Origin of the sequence: Gracilibacillus ureilyticus (genome assembly GCF_900111195.1) — a bacterium.
GTDB classification, from domain to species: domain Bacteria; phylum Bacillota; class Bacilli; order Bacillales; family Amphibacillaceae; genus Gracilibacillus; species Gracilibacillus ureilyticus.
Genome location: NZ_FOGL01000004.1, coordinates 1 through 25,576, shown reverse-complemented (window position 1 = coordinate 25,576; position 25,576 = coordinate 1). Strand labels below are relative to the sequence as shown.

The window sequence follows — 25,576 nt, the reverse complement described above, 5'->3', positions numbered from 1 at the left end:
GATGGAAAGTTTATTTGATTTATCTTTAATCAATTCGACACTGCGAATGATGGCCCCTCTTTTATTAGCTGGATTAGGTGGTGCCATTTGTTCACGTGTTGGTGTCTTTAATGTAGGCCTGGACGGGCTAATGTTAATGGGCGCATTTCTCGGGATAGCTGCTAACGCCTATACGAACAATGTGTGGCTTGCGATTCTGATTGCTATAATCGGGACAACCATTTTTTCCGCACTATATGGATATATGATGATAGATTTACAAGCGAATATGATCGTAACAGGAATTGCGATGAATTTTTTATCAATCGGTATGACAACATTTGCATTACGAACCATTTTTGACGTCCAAGGGGCATATTACAACAATGAAATGCAAGGGCTGCCTGTATGGGAAATCCCTGTGATCGATAGTATCCCATTAGTCGGCAACCTCTTGTCAGGCCAGTCACCAATTGTCTATTTAGGAATTGTATGTACGATACTTATGTATATCTTTTTTAAGAAAAGTGTAGCAGGTTCTCATTTTGATGCAGTTGGAATTAATCCGACAGCAGCCAAGAGCCAGGGGATCAAAGTAAGAAGAATTCAATATCTGGCCGTACTTATTTCAGGGATATTATGTGCCTTAGCTGGAGCGCAATTGTCACTTGGTCAGGTAACAATGTTCAGTGAAAATATGACAGCAGGGCGCGGATTTATAGCCCTTGTTGCTACAATGCTCGGGCAATCCAATCCAATAGGTGTCTTTTTATCAAGTGGATTATTCGGTTTTACGGAAGCTATCAGTATAAGATTACAAGGTTTAAATGTACCGACTAACTTTACGTTAATGCTTCCATATGTCATTACCATTTTAGCAATGTTTATTTTTAAAGATAAAAACCAGTTAAGTGCACTGAAAAACAGTGCGGGGAGCTCAAGATAATTTTGAAGGAGGCTATTACAGATGTCGAAAAAAGCAGATAGATTAAAAAAATCGAAAGTGCCGCCAAGAAATGAGAAGTATGGAGACAGATTACCTCCAGGTCAAACCTTAACAGAGAAATTCCCGATCCTTCACGAAGGGGAAGTACCGGAATATGATTTAAACGACTGGAATTTACGAGTTTTTGGTGAAGTGGACGAGGAAAAAGTTTTCACATATGATGATTTAATGAACATGCCGCAAACAACGATCGTTCGTGATATTCATTGTGTTACCCGCTGGTCGAAATTTGACAACACTTTTACCGGAGTAAAATTCACTGATTTTCTAAAAGCAATTAATGTAAAAGATACAGCCAAACATGTGATGGTATATGGGGATCATGATTATGAAAGCAATATTCCACTGGAAGACCTGCTGAAAGAGGATATTCTTATTGCACACAGTTATGATGGAAAGCCGCTCACAGTGAAACATGGCTATCCTTTTCGCCTGGTTGTACCGCATTTATATTTCTGGAAAAGTGTAAAATGGATTCGCGGTATAGAGTTTATGGTAGAAGATCGTCAGGGATATTGGGAGCGGAACGATTTCCATAACTATGGTGATCCATTTAAAGAAGAGCGTTTCTCTGTAGATGATGCATATATGCCTGATGATGAATGGCATAAAAAGGAGTTCGATTGATCATGTTTTTACCAAATTTAAAACTAGATGCAAAAGATTTACCGGAAAAAGTTATCGTTTGCGGCGATCCTGATCGGGCGAAATTAGTAGCTGAAGATTTAGAGGATGCTAAATTACTAGGCCAGAACCGTGAATACCATACATATGTCGGTTATTATCATGGAGCATATATTGGTGTGGTAAGTCATGGGGTAGGTTCCCCTGGTGCAGCAGTCTGTTTCGAACAATTAATCCAGGGCGGAGTAAAAGAAATAATTCGTGTTGGTACCGCAGGCTCTTATCAGAAGGAAATCGAACCAGGAAGTCTTGTCATAAGCACAGCCGCTGTAAGACGTGATGGATTAAGCAGCCAGATTGTGCCGGAAGGTTTTCCTGCTGTAGCTGATTTAATATTGACAGGTCGTTTAATTGAACAGTCGGAGTCACATTCTGTTGCCATTCATCATGGTATTACTTTAACATTGGATGTTTTTTATCAGGGAGCTATTGCATTCCCGCACAGTCAATATCAAGCAGCAGGCGTGCTCGCAGTAGAGATGGAGATTGCTTCATTATTTACTATAGCAAGTTTAAGAGGAGTACGTGCTGCAGCTATTGTTGCGATTGATGGCTATGCAGACGCCGACTTAGCAGAAGATTACGATCCGCATACAGACCAGATGAAAAGAGCAATTGAACTAGAAAAAGAGATTGCATTAGAAGCATTAACAAAAAAGTAGATCTAGTGGAAGCCGCCCATTTTTATATGGGTGGTTTTTTTGGATTTAATGTGTGCGCACAGTCTAGTGATATGAGTAAGTAAGGCATTTTATCATCACAGGAGCGAGAATCATGGGGAGGATGAAGTGAAGATCAGGACGAAAAGTATGCTACGCAAGGAAGAGATTTCGACGTGAAGCAGGGATCATGACGAAAAGTATGCTGTGCGAGGAGAAGATTTCGACGTGAAGCGGAGATCAGGACGAAAAGTATGCTGTGCGAGGAGAAGATTTCGACGTGAAGCAGAGATCAGGACGAAAACTATGCTACGCAAGGAAGAGATTTCGACGTGAAGCGGAGATCATGACGAAAAGTATGCTGCACAGGGAGAAGATTTCGACGTGAAGCAGAGATCAGGACGAAAAGAATTCTACACAGGGAGAAGATTTCATCGTGAAGCAGGGATCATGACGAAAAGTATGCTGCACTGGGAAAAGATTTCGTCCTGAAGCGGAGCTCACAATGAAAAGTATGCTGTGCGAGGAAGAGAATTCATCGATAAAAGGAAAAATATTCCAAATAAAAAAGACCAAATCACCGCAATGATTTGATCTACAATAATGATTAATTTCCTACAACGACTGACTGCTCTAATGCTTGAGTTAAATCGTCTAACAGGTCATCCACATTTTCAATTCCTACAGATAAGCGGAACAGACGGTCTTCAATGCCACGTTCTTTCCGTTCAGCTGCAGGCATTGCGGCATGTGACATTGTTGCAGGATGTGACAAAATTGATTCCACCGCACCGAGACTCACTGCGAAGACAGGTATTTTCATGCTTTCAACAAATTTATGGGCGTCAATTTTTTCATCCAACAGGAAGGAAAGGACTGCACCGCCACTGCTAGCTTGCGATTGATGAATCTCATAACCAGGATGGTCTTTTAATCCAGGATAGTACACTTTTTCAACTGCCTGGTGTGTATCTAGAAAATGCGCTATCTTATCAGCAGACTGGCTTGATTTGGTCAGCCTTGTTTCTAAAGTTTTCATTCCCTGTATCAATGTATAACTATCATGTGCACCTAATATCGCACCGAAAGTATTTTGTACAAACTTCAGTCTTCCGGCAAGTTCTTCATCATTCGTTACGGCTAACCCTGCAATAATATCACTGTGTCCTGACAGGAATTTCGTTGCACTATGTAAAACTACATCAACACCTAAATCAAGAGGATTTTGGTATAGTGGTGTCATAAACGTATTATCCAAAAATGTCAGTGCATTATTTTGCTTTGCCAATTCTACTACTTTACGAATATCTGTTACTTGCAATAATGGATTAGCAGGTGTCTCCATATATATTAATTTCGTGTCAGGTCTGATTGCCTGCTCTATCTCTTCATTATTTGTCATATCAACAAATGTATAGTCAACCGAGAATTGTGTCAGCAATTGACTGACGAAACGGAACGTACCCCCGTAAACATCTTTCGTTACAACAACATGGTCTCCTGCCTGTAGTAATAGGAATGCGGAGGAGATTGCTGCCATTCCAGAAGAAAAAGCAAATCCGGCGATACCGTTTTCCAGTTCTGCTATCGTTTTTTCAACGATCTCTCTTGTTGGATTTCCTGAGCGGCTGTAATCAAATGGTCCGAAATTATGTAACTCATCCTGATGATAAGTTGACGATACATATATCGGAGGGTTCACCGCTCCTGTTTTTCTTTCCTGGTAGCCTTGCTCCACACCTGTGTGGATTAGTTTCGTTTCTAGTTGATGTTTAGACATGAACGATTCCCTCCTTGCTTTTTACTAATGCCTGATCAATGTCTTTTTTCAAATCTTCAATATGTTCAATTCCAACAGAGAAGCGCAGCAGTCTGCCGCAAATTCCACGTCGTTCACGTTCTTCTTCAGGAATATCTGCGTGTGTTTGTGTCGTCGGGTATGTGATAAAACTTTCTACACCACCCAAGCTCTCCGCGAATATAATAGTCTGGAGACTCGACAGAAAACCTGCAACCATTTCCTTATCTTTCACACGAAAACTCATCATGGCACCTCTGCCCGGGTATAGTACATCTGTAACAAGGTCATGATTAGTGAGAAATTCTGCAAGATCCCTGGCGTTCTGCTGCTGCTTTTCTAAGCGCAGGCCGAGTGTCTTCATTCCGCGAATGAGCAGTGTACAATCAAATGGTGAAAGAACAGCGCCAATGGCATTATGCAAATAACCAAGTCTCTCAGACAGCTCCTCACCTTTTGAAACTACTAAACCTGCCAGTACATCATTATGGCCGCCTAAATACTTCGTTGCAGAATGGATAACAATATCCGCACCGTCATTTATTGGCTGTTGAAGATATGGTGTATAGAAGGTATTGTCCACAATGAACAGTAATTCATGTTTTTTTGCAATTGCAGCAATTTCTTTAATATCTAGTTCAATTAATAAAGGGTTAGTAGGTGTTTCAATAAAAATTGCTTTCGTTTTTTCTGTAATATTTGCTTCGATTTGATCTGGAGTCACATAAACCGGCTTAATATTGTAAGCTTTCTGGTAATGATCAAACAGGCGGTAGCTTCCGCCATATACATCTTCTGTTACGATAACCTGATCACCTTTTTCAAAAAGGGAAAAGATTAACTGAATTGCAGCCATTCCTGATGTACATGCAAAACCTTTTGTTCCATTTTCTAATTTGGCTATCGTTTCTTCGACAATATCTCTCGTAGGGTTTTTAGATCTCGTGTAATCAAATCCCGTTGATTCACCAATCGTACGATGCTGATAAGCTGTCGATAAATAAATTGGAGCTTCTACTGCTCCAGTTCTTGGATCAGACTCATTTCCAATTTTAGCGAGAATTGTTTCAATATGTTTCAACAGGCACACTTCCTTTACGCTCAAATTTACCTTTACTTCAGAAATATGAAAAAGGCTTCCTTCTATGATAAGAAGAAAGCCTTGTAAGGTTAAGGTCCAATAATCTCCTTATCTTTGGTAATATTACCGTCTGGAATTAGCACCATGCATCGATATGCTGGTTGCTGAGGTGTCACCGGGCCAGTCCCTAAACCTCTCTTGATAAGTATAAAACGAATTATTAAGTTTTATGGAAATACTATACATAACATCTTACCTTTCAACAAAGAAAATATCAAGGGAAATTTTCAAAAAAATTTAAAACCTAGTAAATGTATGGGATATAAGGGTTTTAGGCGGTAAAGCCCATTACTGTAATAGATCTCTCTATTGACAATAAGTGTTTTTGCCATTATATTCAATACAAATAATCATCTGATTTGTTAAAAACTTCTTCGAATAAAGATTTATTACTATATTAAATACCAAACAATAACAATATTTCTTATCGAGAGAGATGGAGGGACTGGCCCGTTGATATCTCAGCAACAGGCATCATGCACTGTGCTAATTCCAGCAAGTAAATTACTTGGCAGATAAGAAGGAGGTAAAACTTCTACTTTATGCTAAAGTGGAAGTTTTTTATTCCGGAAATTTAGAAATAACTTATTACAGGAAGTAGGATGATCATGTTAATAATTATTGCAATATTAGCTGCTGGCCTGTTCGCCTTCAATATCGGGGCAAGTGGATCTGCAGCTAGTATGGGTGTAGCTTATGGAGCAAAAGTAATTAAAAAAAGAAAAACAGCATTATTATTAGCAGGTGCAGGTGCGATCATCGGAGCTTTATGGGGTGGTCAGCATGTGACGAATACATTGGGAAAAGGAATTATTTCCGAAGATCTTATTGATGTCCCTGTTGCTGCGATCATCCTGTTAGTTGCAGGGGGCACACTGTTAATCACCAATTCCATTGGCATCCCGCTTTCAACGAGTGAAGTAACAGTTGGTGCCATTGTTGGTGTAGGAATCTCTTTTCAACAGCTTTATGTTACAAATATTCTGCATATTATCATTCTTTGGCTTGTTATTCCATTTATCGCATTTATGATTACATTTACTTTTGAAAAAATGCGTACAAAATGGCAGAACAGAGTAAAATTGAAACCATCTCATAAAGTACTGGCTGTATTATTAATTTTTACAGGTTTCTTTGAAGCAATAGCTGCAGGAATGAATAATGTAGCGAACGCGCTGGGGCCTTTAGTTGGTGCAGATATTATGTCAATGGAAACAGGGCTGCCTGTATTTGCCGTAATTGTTGCACTGGGAAGCATCCTGTTTGGCGGGAAAGTATTAGAAACAAATGCGAAGAAAATTACGAGCTTATCTCTGGCAAATGGTTTAGTTATTTCGAGTACGACAGGGGTGCTTGTGATCATTGCTTCCTTATTCGGTATACCGATCCCGATGACACAAGTGACAACAACTGCTATAGTAGGAATTAGTGCAACGAAAAGCTGGGAGAATGTTTGGAAACAGAAAATTATCCATCAAATAGTAAAAGTGTGGGTAACTTCTCCAATCATTTCTTTAGTCATTGCCTATAGTTTGACAGAGATGATCATACAGCAGTCTTTTTACACGGTTATTTTATTAATACTTACAATTACCATTACATTTGTCTTAATTAAATACGAAGTTAAAGCAGAGAAAAAAATAGGGAAACAAACGAGAAGGGAATGGCAAGCAAATGAGTAAAGTATACATCGTAGGAGCAGGACCTGGAGATAAGGAACTGATTACATTAAAAGGTCTGAGAGCAATAGAAGAGGCGGACGTCATTCTTTATGACAGATTAATAAATAAAGAGTTATTAAATTATGCGAAAGAAGATTGTGAGCTGATTTTTTGTGGTAAGAAACCGAAACTGCATGGCCTCATTCAGGAAGAAATTCACCGTCTACTCGTTCAATATGCGAAAGAAGGAAAAGTTGTAACAAGATTAAAAGGCGGCGATCCTTTCATCTTCGGTCGAGGCGGGGAAGAAGGGCAAGTATTAAGAGTGGAAAATATCCCTTTTGAAATTGTTCCAGGCATTACTTCTGGTATCAGTGCTGCTGCATATGCAGGAATTCCGCTGACACACCGTGGAATAAGCGGGTCTGTAAGTTTTGTCAATGCTTCCAATCCTGATAACCGGCCTGTGGAAGAGTGGGAGCATATTGCTAAAGGTGCAGATACGCTTTGTTTTTATATGGGTGTTCGGCATTTTCCGAAAACCGCTCAATATTTAATTAATGCGGGATTAAACCCTGACACACCTGTTGCGGTGATTCACTGGGGAACATTCTCTCATCAGAAAACAGTTATCGGAACATTAGAAAACATTGAGGAAAAAATGCATCAAATCAGCAATCCGTCAATGATTGTGGTCGGTGAAGTTGTGCATTTACACAAAGACCTGCAATGGTTCGAACAAATTGCTGTAGAACAGTTAAACTAATCCATTTCCCATTGCTTTCCGGACAGGTGACTCTTCATCCAGCCGGAAAGCAAATGTTTCTAATCATTTTTTTCAATTACCCGCTCGATTTGCTCCCTGTCTGTCTCCCAATCCCACTTCGGGTTAATCTGGTCAAGAAATTCCTGGATTTGATCACTTGTTAAATCCTTTTGACCATTGGAATTGTTTATATATGATTTTAATTCCCACTCTCCACCTTTTGTATGTTCAGGTGTGTTCCACTTTACCGTAAAAATATAATCATTATTGTTAATATCAGCATGAATAAGCAAAATTTCTTTATGAAGAATCATGTTTGTTAACTTCATATCCATACCCCTCTCCTGTTCAGATGATCCCATCAGAACGAATTACTTATTTTCAGTATACCATATTTATAAAGCGCTTTCCTGTAATTGTCATTTACAGTTCAGTTATATTTTTTTTGCATCGTCAGGTGTTACTTTCGGGAAAAACAATAGAATAATAAAAGTGAGAATCCCGATGATAAATAATCCCTGATACACATGATGTAAGGCGAAACTTAACCCGTCCTGAATGGTCAGTAGTTCATCTGCTGTAACATTCTGCCGCATGTCTTCATCAAGCAGGAGATCCGTATTGCTGATATTAACGTTAACTTCTTTGTTCTGAAAATATTTCTGCATTTGCTGGTTCATTAACCCGCCTAAAAAAGAGGCACCGACAGCACTGCCGATAATTCGCATAAACATGTTGAGTGAAGTTGCGGCACCGCGAACATTCCAGTCGACATGATTTTGTATTGCCACAATAAAAGTTGTACTGGAAAGCCCCATTCCGACACCGACAATGAAAGAACAAACCGCTGCATAGACAGGTCCTTTATCGGGGCCTAGTAATGAAAATAGAAATGTTCCAATTAATAGAGCAGTTCCTCCTAACAGCGCAGTTGTCCGGAAACCGATTTTTAATACCAAATGTCCTGCTACTGTAGAAAAAATTGGCCAGCCAATCGACATAGTACTTAAGGCAAACCCTGCTACTATCGCGGATTCCTCCATTACACCCTGAACATATGTCGGGAGAAAACTCGACAATCCTAATATAATAACTCCGGAGAGCAATGTAGCAAGATTTGCAACAATGATTAATCTCTCTTTCCACAAAAATAATGGCATCATCGGAGAAGGAGCCTTTTTTTCTTGCAAAATAAAAAGTATCATACTTATAATAAACAAGAGCAATAAAGAAATCGTTTCAATAGAAGTCCATTGCCAGACTGTGCCCGCCTGTACAAACACAATAATTAATGCAGATATACCAATGAGAAATAATGTGGATCCTATGTAATCTATTGATTTTTTTTCTTTGGTGATATCCTCATGGAAATGACGGTAAACACCAATGATTCCAATAATTCCGAGCGGTATGTTCATCCAGAAGATCCAGGCCCAATCAGCAAACTGGACAATAATGCCGCCTAGCAGCGGGCCGATAACAGAAGAGATTCCCCAGACGCTGGCTAGGTAACCTTGAACCTTAGCTCGTTCCCTGATTGTATACATGTCCCCAACAATTGTTGTCACAATCGGCTGTATGGCACCAGCGCCTACCCCCTGAATAAGTCTGAAAACAACAAGTGCTGTCATGGAATTGGCTAAACCGCATAAGAATGAACCAATGAGAAAGATGATGACACCAAACATAAAAACCGGTTTGCGGCCAAATAAGTCTGCCAGCTTTCCGTAAACCATTGTTGTAATGGCTTGCATTAATAAAAAGCTGGAAAACACCCAGCTGTATAATGTAAACCCGCCTAAATCTCCGACAATATTAGGCATGGCTGCAGCTACAATAGTACCTTCTATTGCGGCCATAAACATGGATAGAATCAGTGCAATTAATACGAGTGGTCGATTTGTTTGCATTTTATTTCTCCCTTTAGTTTTTCATACGAGTATTGTATCAAACTATGATGACAGATTCACAGCAAATTGGCTGAATTGGAATGAATTTGAAGAAGTAATAGAGACCCATTCGGAATCGAGAACTTGTATAGGTAAAATTGACTATTTTTTAGTCCGAAACACCCGATTAATCATGATTTATTCATCTTTTCGACAAAAAACATAACTTTATATAGAACGATATCGGGATAGTATGCTATAATAAAAATCGTAAATAGAAAGTAGGTGATTCATGTGATTGGTCAAAAGATACAGGAACTTAGAAAAGGTAAGCGAATGTCATTATCCGAAGTGGCCGAACAGGCAGGTGTGGCTAAGTCTTATTTAAGTTCAATCGAGCGAGGTATTCAATCAAACCCATCTATTCAATTTATGGAGAAAATAGGGAAAGTACTAGGTGTCACCGTTAATGAACTATTAATGAATCAGAGTGATCAAGCTATTCGGGAGCAGTTGGATGACGAATGGTTAAGGTTAGCTGAAGAAGCTATGCGTTCTGGAATTAGTAAAGAAGAGTTTAAAGAATTTGTCGAATTTAACAAATGGAAAAAAACCCATTAAACAGAAACTTATAATAACATAAGACCAGCTGTCAGCCACTAGCAAGAGAGTGACTGACTTTTTTTTCTATTTATATAGCCCTTTAACCCGCCTTCATCTACTCTAATATCACCAGCAAACTTAATGACTCAATGAAAATGAAAGATAGTCTATCAAACAAATTTATTTTGCTTTTTTTTGCCCTATATTGTACGCTATGATAGATGTTGGATTAATTAATTTTTACCAAATTAAGAGTGACTGAATTCTTTTGAAAAAGGAATTCATCTGCAACAGACATAACGACACAGTTATAGACGAAACACATATGATATAGAAGATGCATACAAATGGGGTGAGAATTTGTCGGAACAGGAAATATATCGATCAATCCTGGAAAAAATGCTGGATCAAACCGAACGAAAACAAATTAACAATTCTGAAGACTTTATAAAAAAATTATCACATGAGATTAGGCAATCCAATTTGCTGCCATTTAAAAAATAAATAAACAGAGTGTGAATAATCGATATATGTATTCACACTCACCATATACTTTGTAATTTGAAAAAAATTATGGATTCGGCACATCTATTTCTATGTATTTCGAATCACCCTGATTAATGTGTGCTGTTCCATTAGTCATATTAATGATCCATTGCTGAAAGGAATCTTCTTCTCCGCTGTTTACATATATTTGAAGTGTCACTTGTTCCAGATAGTCTATGTGATCTAATAAATATTCCGTATGACGGATTTCATTTTCTAATTTCCCTAACAGTGTATAGTCAACAGTGACAAGGAACTGGTTCATTTTCTTTCGTTCCACAACACCTGTTGTATTTATTGCTAAAGACGTTGTACCCGCATATGCACGTATCAGTCCTCCTGCACCAAGTTTAATTCCGCCAAAATAGCGTGTAACAACAACGGCAGTATCTTTTAACTGTCTTTTTTTTATTACCTCTAAGATCGGAACACCAGCTGTGCCGCTTGGCTCACCGTCATCACTTGCTTTTTGAATCTGATCATTTTCACCGATCATATATGCAGAACAGTTATGTGTCGCATCAGCATGTTTCTTTTTTATTTCCTGAATAAACTGTTGTGCAGCTTCTTCTGTCTCCACACGCTTCACATAGCCTATAAAACGGGATTTCTGAATAATTTGTTCATCACACCCCTGTAGTTTTACTGTATAATATTGGTCAAGCATTGATTTCCCTCCTGGATAAAATTTGTGTATATGATATAAATAGGTGTAAAATTAAAAAATGTGAAAAGGCCCCCATAAATAGTACTAAACAATTCGAATTATGTCATTGAAACTAGGTGGTGAGAGGTAAAGATGGAAACATGGGACCACGATTTAGATTATATTATACAAGAGATGATAGAAACAGTAAAAAATAGTAAGGATGAAGTCTTTCATATTTCAGAGGAATCCCGTAAAGAATATGAGCGAATAAAAACAGAACTGGAAGATTTAAAAGAAAAGGTTGCTGTTGTCATTGAAGAAGGCGACCAGCTTGAGATTAACTCGAAAGCTGCCAGAAGAAAGTTATCTGTTGTCAGTAGGAACTTCTCTGTCTATTCAGAAGATAAAATTAGAGAAGCATATGATAATGCCCATAAAATTCAGTCAGAATTTATTGTAAAACGGGATAAGGAAAAAGCACTGCGCGAGCGGCGTGACGACTTAGAGCTGCGTTTGAAGTCAATTGAAAAAATGGTAGAGCGTGCAGAAGGTTTAATGGGAAAAATTTCAATTGTACTTAACTATTTAAGTGAAGATTTTAAGCATATTTCCGATCTCCTGCAAAATGCCCAGGAAAAACAGGCGTTTGGATTGCAAATTATTGAAGCACAGGAGGAGGAGAGAAGAAAGCTGTCCCGTGAAATGCATGATGGCCCTGCCCAAATGCTAGCAAACATCTTACTCCGCTCAGAAATTGTTGACAGAACATACCGCAAAGGTGACACGGAAAGTGCGATGAAAGAAATGCGCAATGTTCGTACACTGATCCGTTCGTCCCTGCAGGAAGTGCGGCGGATTATATATGATCTTCGTCCAATGGCGTTAGATGATCTTGGCCTTGTGCCAACCATTAAGAAGTATATTGCCACACTGGAGGAACAGCATCCTAATATTCATTTTCAGTACAGAGCAAAAGAAGAAAGACTGGCGAGTCAGTATGAAGTAGCATTATTTCGCTTAATTCAGGAATCCATTCAAAATGCAATCAAACATGCTAAAGCCGAACGGATTGATGTGAAACTTGAAATTGTAAAAGACTATGTAACAGCAGTGATCAAAGATAACGGGATTGGATTTGACCGCAGCCAAAAGAAAGATAAGTCATTCGGATTAATTGGGATGAATGAACGAATTGATATGTTAGGCGGAGAACTGGATATCGTTACAAAAGTAGGAGAAGGTACAAAAATTTACATAAAAATCCCACTTTCATCCTAAATTTTACACAATTCTCTGACAATGTGTATAATAGTATAGGTTAGTAATATTTAAGACAAACAGTGAAATAGACAAATAAATATAAAGGGAATCTGAGGAGGTTAACAATAATGACTACAAATATTATTTTAATTGATGACCACAAACTATTTCGAGAAGGAGTAAAACGTATACTTGAGCTCGAATCTGAATTTAACGTTCTGGCAGAAGGTGACGATGGCTCCATGGCAATTGAGCTAGTGAAGAAGTACAAGCCTGATGTCGTACTAATGGATATCAATATGCCTAGTGTAAATGGAGTGGAGGCAACTTCTGAATTATTAAACAAATATCCTGGTGTAAAAGTAATCATCCTTTCGATTCATGATGATGAAAACTATGTAACACATGCCCTGAAATCAGGTGCACAAGGGTATCTCTTAAAGGAAATGGATTCTGATGCATTAATTGAAGCGATTACCGTTGTTAGTGAGGGAGGTTCTTATCTTCATCCGAAAGTAACCCACAACCTTGTGAAAGAATACCGCCGTTTAATATCTGAAGAAGATGCATTATACGGATCTGATAATACATTATCGAAATTGAAGAAAATTGACCACCGTAAACCACTTCACCTTTTAACAAGAAGAGAGTGCCAGGTTCTTCAATTATTGGCAGAAGGAAAGAGTAACAAAGGAATCTCAGAATCATTGTATATCAGTGAAAAAACAGTCAAGAACCATGTCAGCAGTATCCTGCAGAAAATGAAAGTGAAAGACCGTACGCAGGCAGTAGTTATTGCAATTAAAAAAGGCTGGGTTGAGATCTTATAATAAGAAGCCGAAGCAAAGAGGCTGGGACTAACTATTTTACCTGCACTAAACCCGAACAATCATTTAGATGTTCGGGTTATTTGTTCATTAAGAGACTGGTTCCACTATCGCTCCGTCAAAATACCTCGCTTTTACCCAAGGGCACAAGTGCAACATCTCCTCAAGACAGGTCACTTGAGGAGTGTTTTCTATGCCGCGAGCGCGGCCTTAGCTTCCTCAGAAAGCAAAGCTCGCTTTCCTGCGGGATCTTCGGCTTACGCTGTTCCCGCAGGAGTCTGCGTATTCCCCTCCGCTAAGAATGGGGTCTAATTTTCCTACCCTTAAATTCCTTAAACTTTAGACAATAATCATTCCTTCCTCTTTTCTCGTATCATAATTAGAACGAAAAACCAGATATATTATATTAGCACTAGGCAATTTCCAGATTGTTAGGTAAAATAGGAGGCAAGAACTTTATTAGGAAGGATTAGATGTAATGAGTGTCGCAATTATAACAGATAGTACATCATACATACCTGAAAATATTAGAAATGAATTTAACATTCACATGGTGCCATTAAGTGTCGTATTTGGCGATAGTGCCTACCGTGAAGAAGTAGACATAACAGCGGCAGAATTTTACGAAAAAGTAAAAACAGTCGAACAACTGCCAAAAACATCTCAGCCTTCCATTGGTGTGATTATGGAAACAATCGAACACCTCTCCAAAGATTATGACCAAGCCATCATCATCACACTATCAAGCGGAATCAGCGGTACATACCAGACTTCCGTCACAGCAAAAGACATGGCAGAAAATATCGAAGTATTCCCATATGATTCAGAAATCAGCTGCCTTGCTCAAGGCTTCTACGTACTGGAAGCTGCCAAACTTGCTAAACAAGGCAAAGATGCAGAAACAATTATTAAGCGACTTGACGAAATAAAACAATCATTAAGAGCATATTTCATGGTGGCAGATTTATCCCACCTGCACCGCGGCGGCAGATTGAACGGTGCCCAGGCAATTATCGGAAGCATGCTGCAAGTGAAGCCAATCTTACATTTTGAAGAAACAAAAATCGTTCCATTTGAAAAAATAAGAACAGAAAAGAAAGCAATGAAGCGGATTTTCCAGCTGTTTGATGAAGACGCAAGTACAGGAGTTCCAATCCAGGCAACGATCATTCACGCAAACAGAGAAGAAGATGCCAATCAGATCAAACAGCAATTAGAATCACAATACAGCAATGTCACAGTAATCGTCAGCTATTTCGGCCCGGTAATCGGCACACACCTCGGTGAAGGCGCCCTCGGCCTAGGCTGGTACAAAGAATAATAATAAGGCGGGAATCACTCTCGCCTCCCCAAACTAAAGGAGGAATCCCCATTGGACCCCTATCAAACCCTCAAAGGAAAAATCCTGCTCAGACCAGAAATCAACCTCCCAGAACACACCATCGAGCACCTAATCCAATCCGGTCAACTGACAACAATCCCTGCGATCACCAAACAAAAATTCCATTACAAATGCAACCGCTGCACCACAACAAACCGCCAACACTTCGCCAGGATCTCCTGCGCCCGCTGCCAGACAACCCATCCATATTGCCGCAATTGCCTCCGAACTGGAAGAGTTCTTTTTTGTGAAAAATTGTATCTTTGGGCAGGACGTGACGCAGCCTGGCCGGAACAGACCAATCCCTGTCACTGGGAGGGGTCACTGACCAAGCATCAGCTGCAAGCAGCAGATGCAATTCAACAAGCCGTCAGAGCGCCAGGACAGGAACTGTTAATCTGGGCTGTCTGCGGCGCCGGCAAAACAGAAATGCTCTTTCCCGGCATCACAGCAGCCATCCAGCAAGGCAAATCCATCTGCCTTGCCACACCAAGAGCGGATGTTGTCCGTGAACTCTATCCCCGTCTGAAGCAAGCATTCCCACAAACAGAGATTGAAGCATTGTATGGCGGTACGGAAATAAGAACAGGAAAAGGACAGCTTGTTATTGCTACTACTCACCAACTGATTCGCTATTACAAGGCATTTGATCTAATGATCATTGATGAGCTCGATGCTTTTCCGTATCACAATGATAAGAATCTCCACAAACTAGCTGCACGTGCGAAAAGACGCGATGCCACAACCATTTACCTCACTGCAACGCCAAGGAAGAAAGAAAAGAGAAGGATCGCAGCAAAGAAGCTGCCGGTCGTTTTCGTTCCGATCCGCTTTCATGGCCATCCATTGCCAGTTCCTCAATTAAAGCTAGACATCCAGCTCCAGAAAAAGCTGAAGCAGTCCAGACCGCCAAAAAGTCTGTCGGCATACATACAAAGCAGAGCACAAGAGCGACAATTCCTGCTTTTTGTTCCAACAGTGGAAATGCTGACAAAAATGGAAGAGATGCTTACGGGATTTCCGCTAAAATTTACGACAGTTTTTTCAGAGGATCCAGAGCGGAAGGCGAAAGTGAATGCATTCCGCGATAAGGAATTTGATTTATTAATAACGACAACCATTCTTGAACGAGGGGTGACCTTTCCGTCAATTGATGTAGTGATTCTTGATGCAGGGCATGAAGTGTTCGATGAAGCGGCGATTGTTCAGATTGCCGGCAGGGCTGGAAGGAGTCCGGAAGATCCGACTGGAAAAGTGTTACTGCTTCATCAGGGGAAGACAAATGCAATCGTTGATGCCATCACACAGATAAAAGGAATGAACAGGAAAGGGAGTCAGTTATGAGAGAATGTCTTATATGTCAAAGTCCAATTGAGGAGGATATTACCTGGTCAAATTTTCTGTTGCCTTCTGTCGAAAAATACATTTGTGAAAAGTGTGAGCAAAGACTTGAGCTGATTGGTGAAGAAATATGTAAGAAATGTGGACGAAAGATGGAGAGTGCCGGCATTTGCTCTGACTGTGCTATATGGAATAACCATCCTGTCTATCAGGGTGTTTTCAAGCAAAATCGGGCAGTGTTTCAATATACGCCGTTTATGCAGGAAGTGATAGCACAGTGGAAATTCCGGGGCGATTATCAGATGATTGAGGTTTTCCGACCTTATATTATAAAGGAGTATCGTAAATATTTTGGTAAGGTGAAGGCGAAAGTTACCCCAATTCCATTAACTGAGGAAAGATTGCATGAACGGGCATTCAATCAGGCAGAAGCCATTGCTAAAGTGATGGAAATACCAATTGAGAATGCTTTGGCAAGAAAACCGCAAAGTTCGGAAAAACAGTCAAAAAAATCAAGAAGAGAGCGGATTCAATCAGAAAATCCATTTATTTTAACAAAATCACTAAACAGTCCGGTAATATTAGTCGATGATATCTATACAACAGGTATGACGATACATCATGCTGCGAAGATGTTGACAGATGACGAATGTTCACCTGTGTACAGTTTTACACTAATTCGTTAGATATAGCTTAACGTAGTGTGATTAGAATGATATAATTTCAGAAAGATAGATTTAGACAAGGGGAGGCATTATGATGGCTGAGTTAGCAAATTGCATCAGATGTGATAAGTTATTTGCAAAAACAACAAGACCAATATGTCAGGACTGCTTTAAGGAAGATGAAAAGAAATATCAGATTGTTTATAATTTCCTGAAAATACGTAAAAATAGAGAAGCAACAGTACCGGAAATTGTGGAAGAGACAGGTGTAGAGTATGATTTGATTATGCAGTTTGTCAAAGATAAGCGCTTGCGTCAATCGCAATTTCCGAATATCGGATACCCATGTGAGAGATGTGGCAAAGAAATTGGTACAGGGAAGTTATGTGATGATTGCGTGGACTCTATCCAATCAGATATCAATCATCACACACAAGTGGAAGAGGTTAAACAAAGAAACGAAAAAGAGAGTAAAAAGATCACTTATTTTACTCGTGATTAAAGAAAAGTACGCGCGCCTCCGAAAATATGGAGGCCTGTTTTAAATAACCCCACTGTATATTCCTTCATAAAACTGTTAAAATAATATTTAACTTTTCTAATAAACGGTCGATAATAGTAGTATAAACTATGATATGTTCGGAAAGAAAGAGGTGAAAGGTCATGAAAATCAATGGACCAAACCAATCAAAAATCAATCCGTATCAGAATCAGCAATATACGCCAAAACAACAGGCGAAACAGACAGCGAAAGCATCTGATCAATTAGAAATTTCAAATAAAGCAAAACAAATGCAGTCAAAAGACAGCCGGCAGAGCTATGTAAATGAAATCAAACAACAAGTAGAACAAGGCGAGTACAAGCCGAATCTGCAGGAAACAGCGAAGAAGTTATTAAACTTCTGGAAAGCCTAGACTGAAATATTAAAGGGGCAGACAACAATATGTCAGTTCAAATTATCATTGAATTTTTAGAAAAAATGACAAAGCTGCATGCCAGTTTACTTGATATATCGAAACAGAAGACTGAACTTCTGAAGGATGGCAAGATTGATGAGTTACGTACCCTGATGAACAAAGAACAGCGACACGTACAGGCAATCAATCAAACCGAACAAAAGCGAATTGATGCAGTAGCTGACTGGGCAAAGGCAAATGGAGTAGAGCCTGGCATTTCTGTCTCGGCAATTATTGAAGAGCATGCGACAGGTGATAATCAAAAAGCCCTCGAGGATGTTACATTAAGACTGGCAGAACAGTTAATGGAATTGCGCCGTCAGGAAGATTTGAACCGTCAGCTTACAACACAATCGCTTCAATTTGTACAACTATCATTAGATATGGTACAGCCATCATTAAAAAACTATAATTATGGAAATAAAACGAATCAGTCCCAGCCGCAACGTCCAAAGCGCTCGGTATTTGATTCGAAAGCATAGGGTTTAAGGGGCAGGAGGAAAAGAAATGGCTTCAACATTTAATGGATTAGAAGTAGCTAAGCGTGCACTGCATGCACAGCAATCGGCTTTATATACAACAGGGCATAATATAGCAAATGCCAATACAGAAGGATACACGAGACAGCGGGTTAATTTTGAACAAACCTCACCATACCCGCCGGCATCAAGAAACCGCCCGGAAATTGCAGGGCAGATCGGTTCAGGAGTAGAAGCGGGATCGATTGAACGAATTCGTGACAGTTTTATTGATAAGCAGTATCGTCAGGAGAATACGAAGGTCGGGTTTTACGAAACGAAAGCGGATATGATGAGTAAATTGGAGACAATATTGAACGAGCCTTCTGAACAAGGTATATCTCAAACATTTGATCTGTTCTGGAAATCGTTACAGGATCTTTCTGTAAATCCTGAAGATTCAGGATCTCGATCAGTAGTAAAGGAACGTGCAGTGGCTTTAGCTGAAGTTTTCAACTATGCCCATGATTCATTACAGCAAGTTAGAGGTAATTTAAAAGATGAAATTGGTGTAGATGGAAAAGCGATTAACTCATTAATTGACCAAATTAATCAGTTAAATGGACAAATCGCCAAAATAGAGCCACACGGATATGTACCGAACGATTTATATGATGAGAGAGACAGATTAGTTGATCAGTTATCATCCTATGTAGATATTAAAGTAGATTACAAAAAAAGTTCAGGACAACCTAGTCCGATAGCTCAAGGAATCGCAACAATTACTCTGAATTCTGATCCAAGTACTACACAAAATAGTGCAGAGCAAATTGTTTTGGTAGATGGTACAGGAGAAAATGGTGCGATTCCCGGGTCGGATGATGCGGTGAACCATATGTATGTTGACTTTGATAATGAGAATAATGCGAGAGCAGTTTTCTTTGTAGATCCGAATAGAGATCCGGATGTTAAATCTGAAGATTATGTTGCTCAACTGGTTAATGAGTCTGTTAGTGGAACAGAAAGTCACATTATTATTTATGCAGATGACTTTAATATAAATGGCAAGGTTGATGCTCTATTGGATGGTACAGGGTATCTTACGAATTTCGACTATGCAAGCTATGATGTAGATAATGAATATTCCTCAACTGGAGAAATCAATGATATTTTAAATGACCTTGATAAATTAGTGAAGAATTTTGTAACTGAATTTAACACTGTTCATAGTGAAGGCTTCGATCTTGAAGGTGATCAAGGTATTGCTAACTTCTTTGTTGGTTATGACAAGGATGGAAATGAAACAACTGAAATAACTGCAGATAATATTGCGGTAAACTCTATTATTAAAAATGATGTTAATAAAATAGCTGCAAGTACAAATGAAGATCATGATGGTGATGGTGTTAACGATGGAGGAGCTTCAGGTAATGGTTCTAATGCAGTAAATTTAGCAGATGTGTACACGAAAAGAGCAGAAGAATACGCTGGCTATGATGTAGATGACATAGGTGAAGACGATTTTCAACCAAAAACATCTGCGAAAAGTTTCTTTGAATCAATAATTGGTGAACTGGGTGTTATCACTCAGGAATCAAACAGGATGCAAAGTAATTCCCAAGTGTTAAGACAACAAGTTGAAGAATCCAGACAGGCGATCAGCTCTGTTTCCTTAGATGAAGAGATGACCAACTTAATCCAATTCCAGCATGCTTATAATGCAGCTGCTCGTAATATGACAGTGGTTGATGAAATGCTTGACCGGATTATTAATAACATGGGCTTAGTAGGGAGGTAAGTAAAGTAGATGCGTGTAACACAAAATATGCTAACTAACAATATGCTGCGTAACCTGAGCAGCAGTTATAACAGTTTAGGTAAATATATGGATCAGTTATCAACTGGTAAAAAAATTAACCGTCCATCTGATGACCCAGTTGTTGCGATGAAAGGTATGGATTATCGAACACAAGTAAACCAATTAGAGCAATTTGAGAGAAATATTGGTGAAGTTCACAACTGGATGGATAATACTGATTCAGCACTTGATAAAACACAGAAAGCTTTAGAGCGTTTAAGAGAACTAGCTGTACAGGGTGCAAATGGTACTTATGAAGAAGGACAGCGTGGAAATATCGCTTCTGAAGTTGATCAATTAAAAGAGCATTTACTGGAAATTGCTAATACAAAAGTGAATAATAAGTACATTTTCAGCGGAACACAGACGACTGGCGATGGGGGAAACAAACCATTTACCATCAATGATAATTTCTCTCCAGGAGATGACGAGTTTTTTAACTTTGCTGGCAATAATAATGAAGTACTCATTGAAGTTTCCAGTGGATCAAAAATCAAGGTAAATACTTCATCAAATGAAATCTTTACAGAGAAATTGTTTGAGGATCTGACAAACTTTGCTAAGGAATTAAGAGAAGGCGACGATGATGAAGCTATTGGGAACTATATCTCATTAATTGATGATCATATTGACAATAATGTGAACGCAAGAGCAGATTTAGGAGCTAGACAGAATCGAATTGACCTTATTGAAAACCGTGTAGAAGAGCAAACAGTTGCAGCGAAAGATATGATGTCTAAAAATGAAGATGCGGATATGGAAAAAGTAATTATGAACCTGACTTCGCAGGAAGCAGTCCATCGAGCAGCTTTAAGCGCGGGAGCTCGTATCATTCAACCAACTTTATTAGACTTTTTAAGATAAAACCAAAAGCCTTACCTTTCATTTAAAAGGTGAGGCTTTTTAACAAGAAGGAGGTTCTATAATGCAATTACCTCAAATTAGAATTCAATCACAAAATGCGATACTTGGACTTAAAATCAATAATGCTCAATTAACAATTGATTCAGGACCAGCTAAGCAAACGATCAAACAACCCCAAGCTGACCTGCGAATTTCAACCAAGCCAGGTAAGCTTACGATCGATCAATCAAAAGCATTGGCGGATGTAGGTATTATCCCAACAGAAGAATCTGTACGGAAAATGGCAAAGGAAGCTATGCAAACAGCAATTGAAGGATCTAAAAAGACCCGACGTCAAGGTGATATGTTAATGAAGATTGAAAACGGTGGAAATCTATTAGCACAAGTAGCAAAACAAAATGGCGAAAGACCGATGAAACAATTTAATATTGGATGGATTCCATCTGGTGATGCAGTAAAATTTCATTATGAGCAGGCAGAAGTAGACATTGAAGCAAGAGCAAATAAGCCACAGATAGAAATTCAACCTACTAAAAACAAATTTGATTATAGACCTGGTGGAGTAGAAAAGTATCTTGAACAAAAGAATTGGATAGATATTAGTTTTGTAAACGTGAAATTTGTCGGAAATAATTTTGAAATGGAAATATAAGAGGGGTAGTTTATGCGAATCGAAACAAAATATTTTGGTGAAGTTGAAGTCAATGAATCGGAAATTATAATATTTCCTCAAGGAATACCTGGATTTCAGGGTGAGAATAAATTCATATTACAAAGTTTTGAAGAAGGTGGCCTATTTCAGATCCTTCAATCAACTAATAACATAGATCCGGCTTTTGTTGTAGTTGATCCATTTTTATTTGTAAACGATTATCAATTCAAACTGGATGAAGCCACCATTGAACAATTACAAATAAAGCTAAAAGAAGATGTAAGAGTTCTGGCAATTGTTACAGTAAAAGAACCACTTACATCAAGTACTGCAAATTTACAAGCACCCGTAGTCATTAATACTCAAAACAATCATGCGAAACAATTAATTTCAATAAAATCGAACTATCTAACGAGGGAAGCTATTTTCCAACAGACCTCTACAATAGAGGAGGAATAACATGTTAGTTTTAACCAGAAAGGTAAATGAAACTATTAAAATTGGAGATGAAATAGAAGTCATTGTTCTGGCAATTGAAGGTGAGCAAATTAAATTAGGTATATCTGCACCAAAGGATATAGACATTCATCGACAGGAAGTATATCAGGCGATTCAACAAGAAAATAATCAAGCGGCTAACCTTTCAAAAAATTTATTAAATTTATTGAAAAAAAATTATAAAAATGACTAAACATAATGAAGCATATACCGATATTATTATTAGAAGCTGATGAGAGTGACTGACGGCCGCTTTCACTTTCGTTAGTGGATACCACAAGGATGTGGAAAAACATATAACTCAAGGAGGAAATTTACTTATGATTATTAATCACAATATTCCAGCGTTGAATACTTATCGACAAATGGGAATCAATCAAGGTAACATGCAAAACTCAATGGAAAAACTTTCTTCAGGTCTTCGTATTAACAAAGCTGGAGACGATGCGGCAGGTCTAGCAATTTCAGAAAAAATGCGTGCTCAAATAAAAGGTCTAGATCAAGCATCCCGTAACGCATCTGATGGTATTTCTTTAATTCAAACGGCTGAGGGTGCATTAAACGAAACGCATTCTATCTTACAACGTATAAGAGAATTAGCAACTCAATCTTCAAATGGTACAAATACGGATGAAGATAGAGAAGCAATCCAGGATGAGGTCAATCAATTAACTGAAGAAATTGATAGAATTGGTAATACTACAGAATTCAACACTCAGAAATTACTTAATGGTAACTTAGAGTCAGTAGGTAGTGTTACGTCTGGTGACAATGTAACTATTAGTGGAAAAGTATTTAAAGAAACGGCAGGCGAACTTGCTGGTGTTGCATTCACAGATGCTAGTGCACTCGACTTTACTGGTGCTGTAGCTGACGAAGTTATTGTTGATGGTGCGGCTATTGATGTTGATTGGACAACTCTTTCAGATGATGATAAAGCTCTTTTAGATCAAGATTTGTCAGGTGCTACAGCGGATCAAGTAAAAGAAGTTAGAGATATTGTCGAAGGTCACATAAATAAATCAATAGATGCTTATAATGAATCTACTGGAGCTAATATTGAGCATATTTCTGCGAATTATGATGGAGCAAATAAAACTTTAACTTTAAATAGTGGTATTGAGGGAAATGGTTCAAGTGTTGAATTAACAACAGGTGGAAGTGGAGTTTTATCTTACTATGTTGGTGATGGAGCAACAGCTACTGATGGTAAAAATCAGGTAATGGAAGCAGTACCTGCTGAAACATTAAAATTTGAAATCAATGGTGTGGATTTTGAAACAGCTGCTTTAACATCAGCGAATTCTGGTGCTGATGCAGCAGACGTTGCTACAGATTTACAAGGTCTTATTAAAACAAAGGTAGATGCGTACAACACTAATGCTGGTCTATCCAAAGGTGATGAAGGATTCATTGGAGAAGTTACTGTCGAAGCAAAAGAAGGTAGATTATTTGTTTCAAGTCCAAGTGGAGACATTTCATTTACTGAACAAGATGGGGGAACAGCTGTAGGAGTATTAGGATTAGACAAAGCTTCTACAACTAGTGCAGGAAATGGTCCAATGTCATTCCAAATTGGTGCGAATAGTGGACAAAAGATTTCATTCGGTATTAATGATATGAGATCTACTGCACTAGGGGTATCTAATTTAGATGTTTCTAATTCAGCAGGTGCGGAAAATGCCCTTGATGCATTAGATGAAGCAATCAGTTCAGTTTCATCTGAACGGTCTAAATTGGGTGCATTCCAAAACCGTTTGGAACATACAATTTCTAACTTAGACAACTCATCTGAAAATCTAACTGCTGCGGAATCTCGTATCCGTGACGTAGACATGGCGAAAGAGATGATGGAGATGACAAAATCAAACATTCTATCTCAAGCATCTCAATCTATGTTAGCACAAGCAAATCAACAACCACAAGCAGTATTACAATTATTAGGTTAAAATACTGATTTAGTAGAGGAGATCCTTGCAATGGTGCTGGGGTCTTCTTCTTATTAAGGAGTAGAAAATGACAGTGTTAGAAACTTTGTATAAGTTAAAGAATAATTTTAAAAATCAACTAGAAACACTTGAAGTTAGTGAAGAAAACCTTAGAAATAAATATGAAATAGAAAGAAAAATATATCAAAATGCTAGTAATAATAATATATTTGATGAATCAATTCTTAACTTATTAGATAATAACAGGCAAATTGCAGAACGAAACTTAAGTGAATTTATCGTAGATAAGGAAAAGTCAAAAAAATCCTATGAAGACTTATTGAAAAAAGTTGAAGATAGTATTAGAAAGATAACTAAATAATAGGGTTTTAACCCTCTCATCACATAAGAGGTGATGATGTCTGACGCCACAGGGTCTGCGTAAAATCTTGTGTAAATAATATTCTACAATCCTCGTAAGGCGAGTAATAAGTAATAATAGGTATGAAAAAATACATTATGGCAATAATATTATTGCCCTTTACCATAAAACAGGATAGGGCTATGCAGAAGTGCAACCCAAGCGGTTTTATGGTTTTTACACTAAAACGGACGGACTAGATCTGTTCGTTTTTTTGGTTCGCCCGGCATGGACGAACTCTAATGGGTGAAAGTCGCTAGTGCGACCCGGTAGCGGTAAGCACCTAGCCAAAAGCAACGGTGTCCATGGTGACGTGGAATCGGAAGGAAGCTCGAGGCAAACCTCTGGTCTGACGGACAGAAATCATATAAGAGGCAACGTATGTGGATAAGGGTGCCAAAGAATCTGAAGTCCATAGCTACTAAAACATACGGTGTAAATATGGCAGATAGATGGAGGAAAAGAGTTCGTACCTTAACCGGGGAGGTCTCACTGCTCTGTACCAAACACTTATAGTGATATAAGCCTGGACAGTGAGAAGTCAGCAGAAGTCATAGTAGTGAAGAAATCTAATGAAAATTAGAAGGAGCGAAGGGCTGAACCAATTTATCGTTATAGGAAATCTCGATTGGGAGAGGAATAAGACCACTGGTAAAACACGTTAAAGTGGATACCTTCTCTACGAGAAAGAAAGGACATAACAGACATGTACGAAAGAACATTACTGGAAAAGATACTGGATACAGATAATTTGAATAGGGCTATCCAACAAGTGAAAAGAAATAAAGGAGCCGCTGGTGTAGATGGTAGGGAGTGTAATATAAACTGTGTAAGTAAGAGAGCGTACGGCTCTTACTTCGCAGTTTATTTTTTTATTGTTAAACTATGAGTAGAAAAATTGGGGAGTTGTTTATAATGGTGAAATCTAAGCGTGATCCGAAAGCAGTAGAGTTAGCTAATAGAATTATAGAACAATACCAACCAGAGTCTGTACAGGATATGCAGAATGCACTAAAAGATATTTTTGGACCAATGTTTGAATCGATGTTAAAAGGAGAAATGAATCATCATTTGGGATACAACTC

General features: G+C 38.6%; 26 protein-coding genes, 1 pseudogene and 2 riboswitches. Of the genes and pseudogenes, 22 read left to right on the top strand and 5 right to left on the bottom strand.

All coding sequences use genetic code 11. The features are described from left to right. The first annotated feature begins 1 nt into the window (after position 1). Genes BMW36_RS05865 through BMW36_RS05855 form a run of 3 tightly spaced genes read left to right on the top strand, consistent with a single transcriptional unit; the run spans position 2 to position 2,331 of the window. Positions 2 to 925: an ABC transporter permease gene (locus BMW36_RS05865; RefSeq protein WP_089739931.1), complete on the top strand. Its 924-nt coding sequence runs from the start codon at positions 2 to 4 to the stop codon at positions 923 to 925. Positions 926 to 946: 21 nt separating this feature from the next. Further along, the gene (locus BMW36_RS05860; RefSeq protein ID WP_089739930.1) at positions 947 to 1,612 is read left to right on the top strand and encodes a sulfite oxidase-like oxidoreductase; all 666 of its coding nucleotides are present in this window, start codon (positions 947 to 949) and stop codon (positions 1,610 to 1,612) included. A gap of 2 nt (positions 1,613 to 1,614) precedes the next feature. Further along, entirely contained in the window at positions 1,615 to 2,331 is a 717-nt protein-coding gene (locus BMW36_RS05855) for a nucleoside phosphorylase (protein WP_089739929.1), read from the top strand. A 604-nt stretch (positions 2,332 to 2,935) separates the two neighbouring features. On the opposite strand, the gene BMW36_RS05850 is transcribed toward BMW36_RS05855, so the two are convergent. Continuing rightward, positions 2,936 to 4,108, bottom strand: coding sequence for an aminotransferase class V-fold PLP-dependent enzyme (locus BMW36_RS05850; protein ID WP_089739928.1), 1,173 nt, complete (start codon positions 4,106 to 4,108; stop codon positions 2,936 to 2,938). Beyond that, complete coding sequence (locus BMW36_RS05845; protein ID WP_089739927.1) at positions 4,101 to 5,207, bottom strand: methionine biosynthesis PLP-dependent protein; 1,107 nt, start codon at positions 5,205 to 5,207, stop codon at positions 4,101 to 4,103. Before BMW36_RS05845 ends, BMW36_RS05850 begins: the two co-directional genes overlap by 8 nt. 105 nt (positions 5,208 to 5,312) lie before the next feature. Next, positions 5,313 to 5,415: riboswitch (SAM riboswitch) on the bottom strand. Between the two features lie 273 nt (positions 5,416 to 5,688). Further along, a riboswitch (SAM riboswitch) is annotated at positions 5,689 to 5,789 on the top strand. An 86-nt stretch (positions 5,790 to 5,875) separates the two neighbouring features. Between BMW36_RS05845 and BMW36_RS05840 the strand changes: the two genes are divergently transcribed. Beyond that, the gene (locus BMW36_RS05840; RefSeq protein ID WP_245711596.1) at positions 5,876 to 6,949 is read left to right on the top strand and encodes a sulfate permease; all 1,074 of its coding nucleotides are present in this window, start codon (positions 5,876 to 5,878) and stop codon (positions 6,947 to 6,949) included. Beyond that, on the top strand, positions 6,942 to 7,694 hold the full coding sequence (cobA, locus tag BMW36_RS05835) for a uroporphyrinogen-III C-methyltransferase (RefSeq protein ID WP_089739925.1): 753 nt from the start codon (positions 6,942 to 6,944) through the stop codon (positions 7,692 to 7,694). Before BMW36_RS05840 ends, cobA begins: the two co-directional genes overlap by 8 nt. Positions 7,695 to 7,753: 59 nt before the next feature. On the opposite strand, the gene BMW36_RS05830 is transcribed toward cobA, so the two are convergent. Next, positions 7,754 to 8,023: a hypothetical protein gene (locus BMW36_RS05830; RefSeq protein WP_089740073.1), complete on the bottom strand. Its 270-nt coding sequence runs from the start codon at positions 8,021 to 8,023 to the stop codon at positions 7,754 to 7,756. Positions 8,024 to 8,128: 105 nt separating this feature from the next. Beyond that, positions 8,129 to 9,604, bottom strand: coding sequence for an MDR family MFS transporter (locus BMW36_RS05825; protein WP_089739924.1), 1,476 nt, complete (start codon positions 9,602 to 9,604; stop codon positions 8,129 to 8,131). A gap of 273 nt (positions 9,605 to 9,877) precedes the next feature. On the opposite strand from BMW36_RS05825, the gene BMW36_RS05820 reads away from it, so the two are divergent. Continuing rightward, positions 9,878 to 10,204 carry a helix-turn-helix domain-containing protein gene (locus BMW36_RS05820; RefSeq protein ID WP_089739923.1) on the top strand — a complete coding sequence of 109 codons (327 nt, stop codon included), beginning with the start codon at positions 9,878 to 9,880 and terminating at the stop codon, positions 10,202 to 10,204. Between the two features lie 553 nt (positions 10,205 to 10,757). On the opposite strand, the gene BMW36_RS05815 is transcribed toward BMW36_RS05820, so the two are convergent. Continuing rightward, positions 10,758 to 11,399: a YigZ family protein gene (locus BMW36_RS05815; protein ID WP_089739922.1), complete on the bottom strand. Its 642-nt coding sequence runs from the start codon at positions 11,397 to 11,399 to the stop codon at positions 10,758 to 10,760. A gap of 132 nt (positions 11,400 to 11,531) precedes the next feature. Between BMW36_RS05815 and BMW36_RS05810 the strand changes: the two genes are divergently transcribed. From BMW36_RS05810 to BMW36_RS20155, 16 genes and pseudogenes are all read left to right on the top strand, one after another. Further along, on the top strand, positions 11,532 to 12,659 hold the full coding sequence (locus BMW36_RS05810) for a sensor histidine kinase (RefSeq protein ID WP_089739921.1): 1,128 nt from the start codon (positions 11,532 to 11,534) through the stop codon (positions 12,657 to 12,659). A 110-nt stretch (positions 12,660 to 12,769) separates the two neighbouring features. After that, positions 12,770 to 13,471, top strand: coding sequence for a response regulator transcription factor (locus BMW36_RS05805; RefSeq protein WP_089739920.1), 702 nt, complete (start codon positions 12,770 to 12,772; stop codon positions 13,469 to 13,471). A gap of 475 nt (positions 13,472 to 13,946) precedes the next feature. Beyond that, positions 13,947 to 14,789, top strand: coding sequence for a DegV family protein (locus BMW36_RS05800; RefSeq protein ID WP_089739919.1), 843 nt, complete (start codon positions 13,947 to 13,949; stop codon positions 14,787 to 14,789). A gap of 315 nt (positions 14,790 to 15,104) precedes the next feature. Beyond that, the gene (locus BMW36_RS05795) at positions 15,105 to 16,193 is read left to right on the top strand and encodes an ATP-dependent helicase ComFA (protein ID WP_245711595.1); all 1,089 of its coding nucleotides are present in this window, start codon (positions 15,105 to 15,107) and stop codon (positions 16,191 to 16,193) included. After that, on the top strand, positions 16,190 to 16,876 hold the full coding sequence (locus tag BMW36_RS05790; protein ID WP_089739917.1) for a ComFC family protein: 687 nt from the start codon (positions 16,190 to 16,192) through the stop codon (positions 16,874 to 16,876). The genes BMW36_RS05795 and BMW36_RS05790 overlap by 4 nt, the downstream gene beginning before the upstream one ends. A 70-nt stretch (positions 16,877 to 16,946) precedes the next feature. After that, positions 16,947 to 17,357 (top strand): TIGR03826 family flagellar region protein, encoded by a 411-nt coding sequence (locus BMW36_RS05785; protein WP_342707251.1) that lies wholly within the window; start codon positions 16,947 to 16,949, stop codon positions 17,355 to 17,357. Between the two features lie 161 nt (positions 17,358 to 17,518). Further along, on the top strand, positions 17,519 to 17,770 hold the full coding sequence (flgM, locus tag BMW36_RS05780) for a flagellar biosynthesis anti-sigma factor FlgM (RefSeq protein ID WP_089739915.1): 252 nt from the start codon (positions 17,519 to 17,521) through the stop codon (positions 17,768 to 17,770). Between the two features lie 29 nt (positions 17,771 to 17,799). Then, positions 17,800 to 18,294 carry a flagellar protein FlgN gene (locus BMW36_RS05775; RefSeq protein ID WP_089739914.1) on the top strand — a complete coding sequence of 165 codons (495 nt, stop codon included), beginning with the start codon at positions 17,800 to 17,802 and terminating at the stop codon, positions 18,292 to 18,294. A gap of 25 nt (positions 18,295 to 18,319) precedes the next feature. After that, positions 18,320 to 20,068, top strand: a complete 1,749-nt coding sequence (gene flgK / locus BMW36_RS05770) for a flagellar hook-associated protein FlgK (protein ID WP_089739913.1) — start codon at positions 18,320 to 18,322, stop codon at positions 20,066 to 20,068. A gap of 9 nt (positions 20,069 to 20,077) precedes the next feature. Next, positions 20,078 to 20,992, top strand: coding sequence for a flagellar hook-associated protein FlgL (gene flgL, locus BMW36_RS05765; protein ID WP_089739912.1), 915 nt, complete (start codon positions 20,078 to 20,080; stop codon positions 20,990 to 20,992). A gap of 61 nt (positions 20,993 to 21,053) precedes the next feature. Next, on the top strand, positions 21,054 to 21,644 hold the full coding sequence (locus BMW36_RS05760; RefSeq protein WP_089739911.1) for a DUF6470 family protein: 591 nt from the start codon (positions 21,054 to 21,056) through the stop codon (positions 21,642 to 21,644). Positions 21,645 to 21,656: 12 nt separating this feature from the next. Next, positions 21,657 to 22,103 (top strand): flagellar assembly protein FliW, encoded by a 447-nt coding sequence (gene fliW / locus BMW36_RS05755; RefSeq protein ID WP_089739910.1) that lies wholly within the window; start codon positions 21,657 to 21,659, stop codon positions 22,101 to 22,103. Between the two features lies 1 nt (position 22,104). Next, on the top strand, positions 22,105 to 22,335 hold the full coding sequence (gene csrA, locus BMW36_RS05750; RefSeq protein WP_089739909.1) for a carbon storage regulator CsrA: 231 nt from the start codon (positions 22,105 to 22,107) through the stop codon (positions 22,333 to 22,335). 127 nt (positions 22,336 to 22,462) lie between these two features. Further along, entirely contained in the window at positions 22,463 to 24,091 is a 1,629-nt protein-coding gene (locus tag BMW36_RS05745) for a flagellin N-terminal helical domain-containing protein (RefSeq protein ID WP_089739908.1), read from the top strand. Between the two features lie 67 nt (positions 24,092 to 24,158). Then, positions 24,159 to 24,452, top strand: coding sequence for a hypothetical protein (locus BMW36_RS05740; protein WP_089739907.1), 294 nt, complete (start codon positions 24,159 to 24,161; stop codon positions 24,450 to 24,452). A gap of 954 nt (positions 24,453 to 25,406) precedes the next feature. After that, a pseudogene (locus BMW36_RS20155) lies at positions 25,407 to 25,576 on the top strand (IS256 family transposase); the annotation flags it as partial.

What these genes read in the sequence shown, in the direction of transcription:
- BMW36_RS05865 (WP_089739931.1), top strand. Translation starts at nt 2, where the DNA reads ATGGAAAGTTTATTTGATTTATCTTTAATCAATTCGACACTGCGAATG.
- BMW36_RS05860 (WP_089739930.1), top strand. Translation starts at nt 947, where the DNA reads ATGTCGAAAAAAGCAGATAGATTAAAAAAATCGAAAGTGCCGCCAAGA.
- BMW36_RS05855 (WP_089739929.1), top strand. Translation starts at nt 1,615, where the DNA reads ATGTTTTTACCAAATTTAAAACTAGATGCAAAAGATTTACCGGAAAAA.
- BMW36_RS05850 (WP_089739928.1), bottom strand. Translation starts at nt 4,108, where the DNA reads ATGTCTAAACATCAACTAGAAACGAAACTAATCCACACAGGTGTGGAG.
- BMW36_RS05840 (WP_245711596.1), top strand. Translation starts at nt 5,876, where the DNA reads ATGTTAATAATTATTGCAATATTAGCTGCTGGCCTGTTCGCCTTCAAT.
- cobA (WP_089739925.1), top strand. Translation starts at nt 6,942, where the DNA reads ATGAGTAAAGTATACATCGTAGGAGCAGGACCTGGAGATAAGGAACTG.
- BMW36_RS05830 (WP_089740073.1), bottom strand. Translation starts at nt 8,023, where the DNA reads ATGAAGTTAACAAACATGATTCTTCATAAAGAAATTTTGCTTATTCAT.
- BMW36_RS05825 (WP_089739924.1), bottom strand. Translation starts at nt 9,604, where the DNA reads ATGCAAACAAATCGACCACTCGTATTAATTGCACTGATTCTATCCATG.
- BMW36_RS05815 (WP_089739922.1), bottom strand. Translation starts at nt 11,399, where the DNA reads ATGCTTGACCAATATTATACAGTAAAACTACAGGGGTGTGATGAACAA.
- BMW36_RS05810 (WP_089739921.1), top strand. Translation starts at nt 11,532, where the DNA reads ATGGAAACATGGGACCACGATTTAGATTATATTATACAAGAGATGATA.
- BMW36_RS05805 (WP_089739920.1), top strand. Translation starts at nt 12,770, where the DNA reads ATGACTACAAATATTATTTTAATTGATGACCACAAACTATTTCGAGAA.
- BMW36_RS05800 (WP_089739919.1), top strand. Translation starts at nt 13,947, where the DNA reads ATGAGTGTCGCAATTATAACAGATAGTACATCATACATACCTGAAAAT.
- BMW36_RS05790 (WP_089739917.1), top strand. Translation starts at nt 16,190, where the DNA reads ATGAGAGAATGTCTTATATGTCAAAGTCCAATTGAGGAGGATATTACC.
- BMW36_RS05785 (WP_342707251.1), top strand. Translation starts at nt 16,947, where the DNA reads ATGATGGCTGAGTTAGCAAATTGCATCAGATGTGATAAGTTATTTGCA.
- flgM (WP_089739915.1), top strand. Translation starts at nt 17,519, where the DNA reads ATGAAAATCAATGGACCAAACCAATCAAAAATCAATCCGTATCAGAAT.
- BMW36_RS05775 (WP_089739914.1), top strand. Translation starts at nt 17,800, where the DNA reads ATGTCAGTTCAAATTATCATTGAATTTTTAGAAAAAATGACAAAGCTG.
- flgK (WP_089739913.1), top strand. Translation starts at nt 18,320, where the DNA reads ATGGCTTCAACATTTAATGGATTAGAAGTAGCTAAGCGTGCACTGCAT.
- flgL (WP_089739912.1), top strand. Translation starts at nt 20,078, where the DNA reads ATGCGTGTAACACAAAATATGCTAACTAACAATATGCTGCGTAACCTG.
- BMW36_RS05760 (WP_089739911.1), top strand. Translation starts at nt 21,054, where the DNA reads ATGCAATTACCTCAAATTAGAATTCAATCACAAAATGCGATACTTGGA.
- fliW (WP_089739910.1), top strand. Translation starts at nt 21,657, where the DNA reads ATGCGAATCGAAACAAAATATTTTGGTGAAGTTGAAGTCAATGAATCG.
- csrA (WP_089739909.1), top strand. Translation starts at nt 22,105, where the DNA reads ATGTTAGTTTTAACCAGAAAGGTAAATGAAACTATTAAAATTGGAGAT.
- BMW36_RS05745 (WP_089739908.1), top strand. Translation starts at nt 22,463, where the DNA reads ATGATTATTAATCACAATATTCCAGCGTTGAATACTTATCGACAAATG.
- BMW36_RS05740 (WP_089739907.1), top strand. Translation starts at nt 24,159, where the DNA reads ATGACAGTGTTAGAAACTTTGTATAAGTTAAAGAATAATTTTAAAAAT.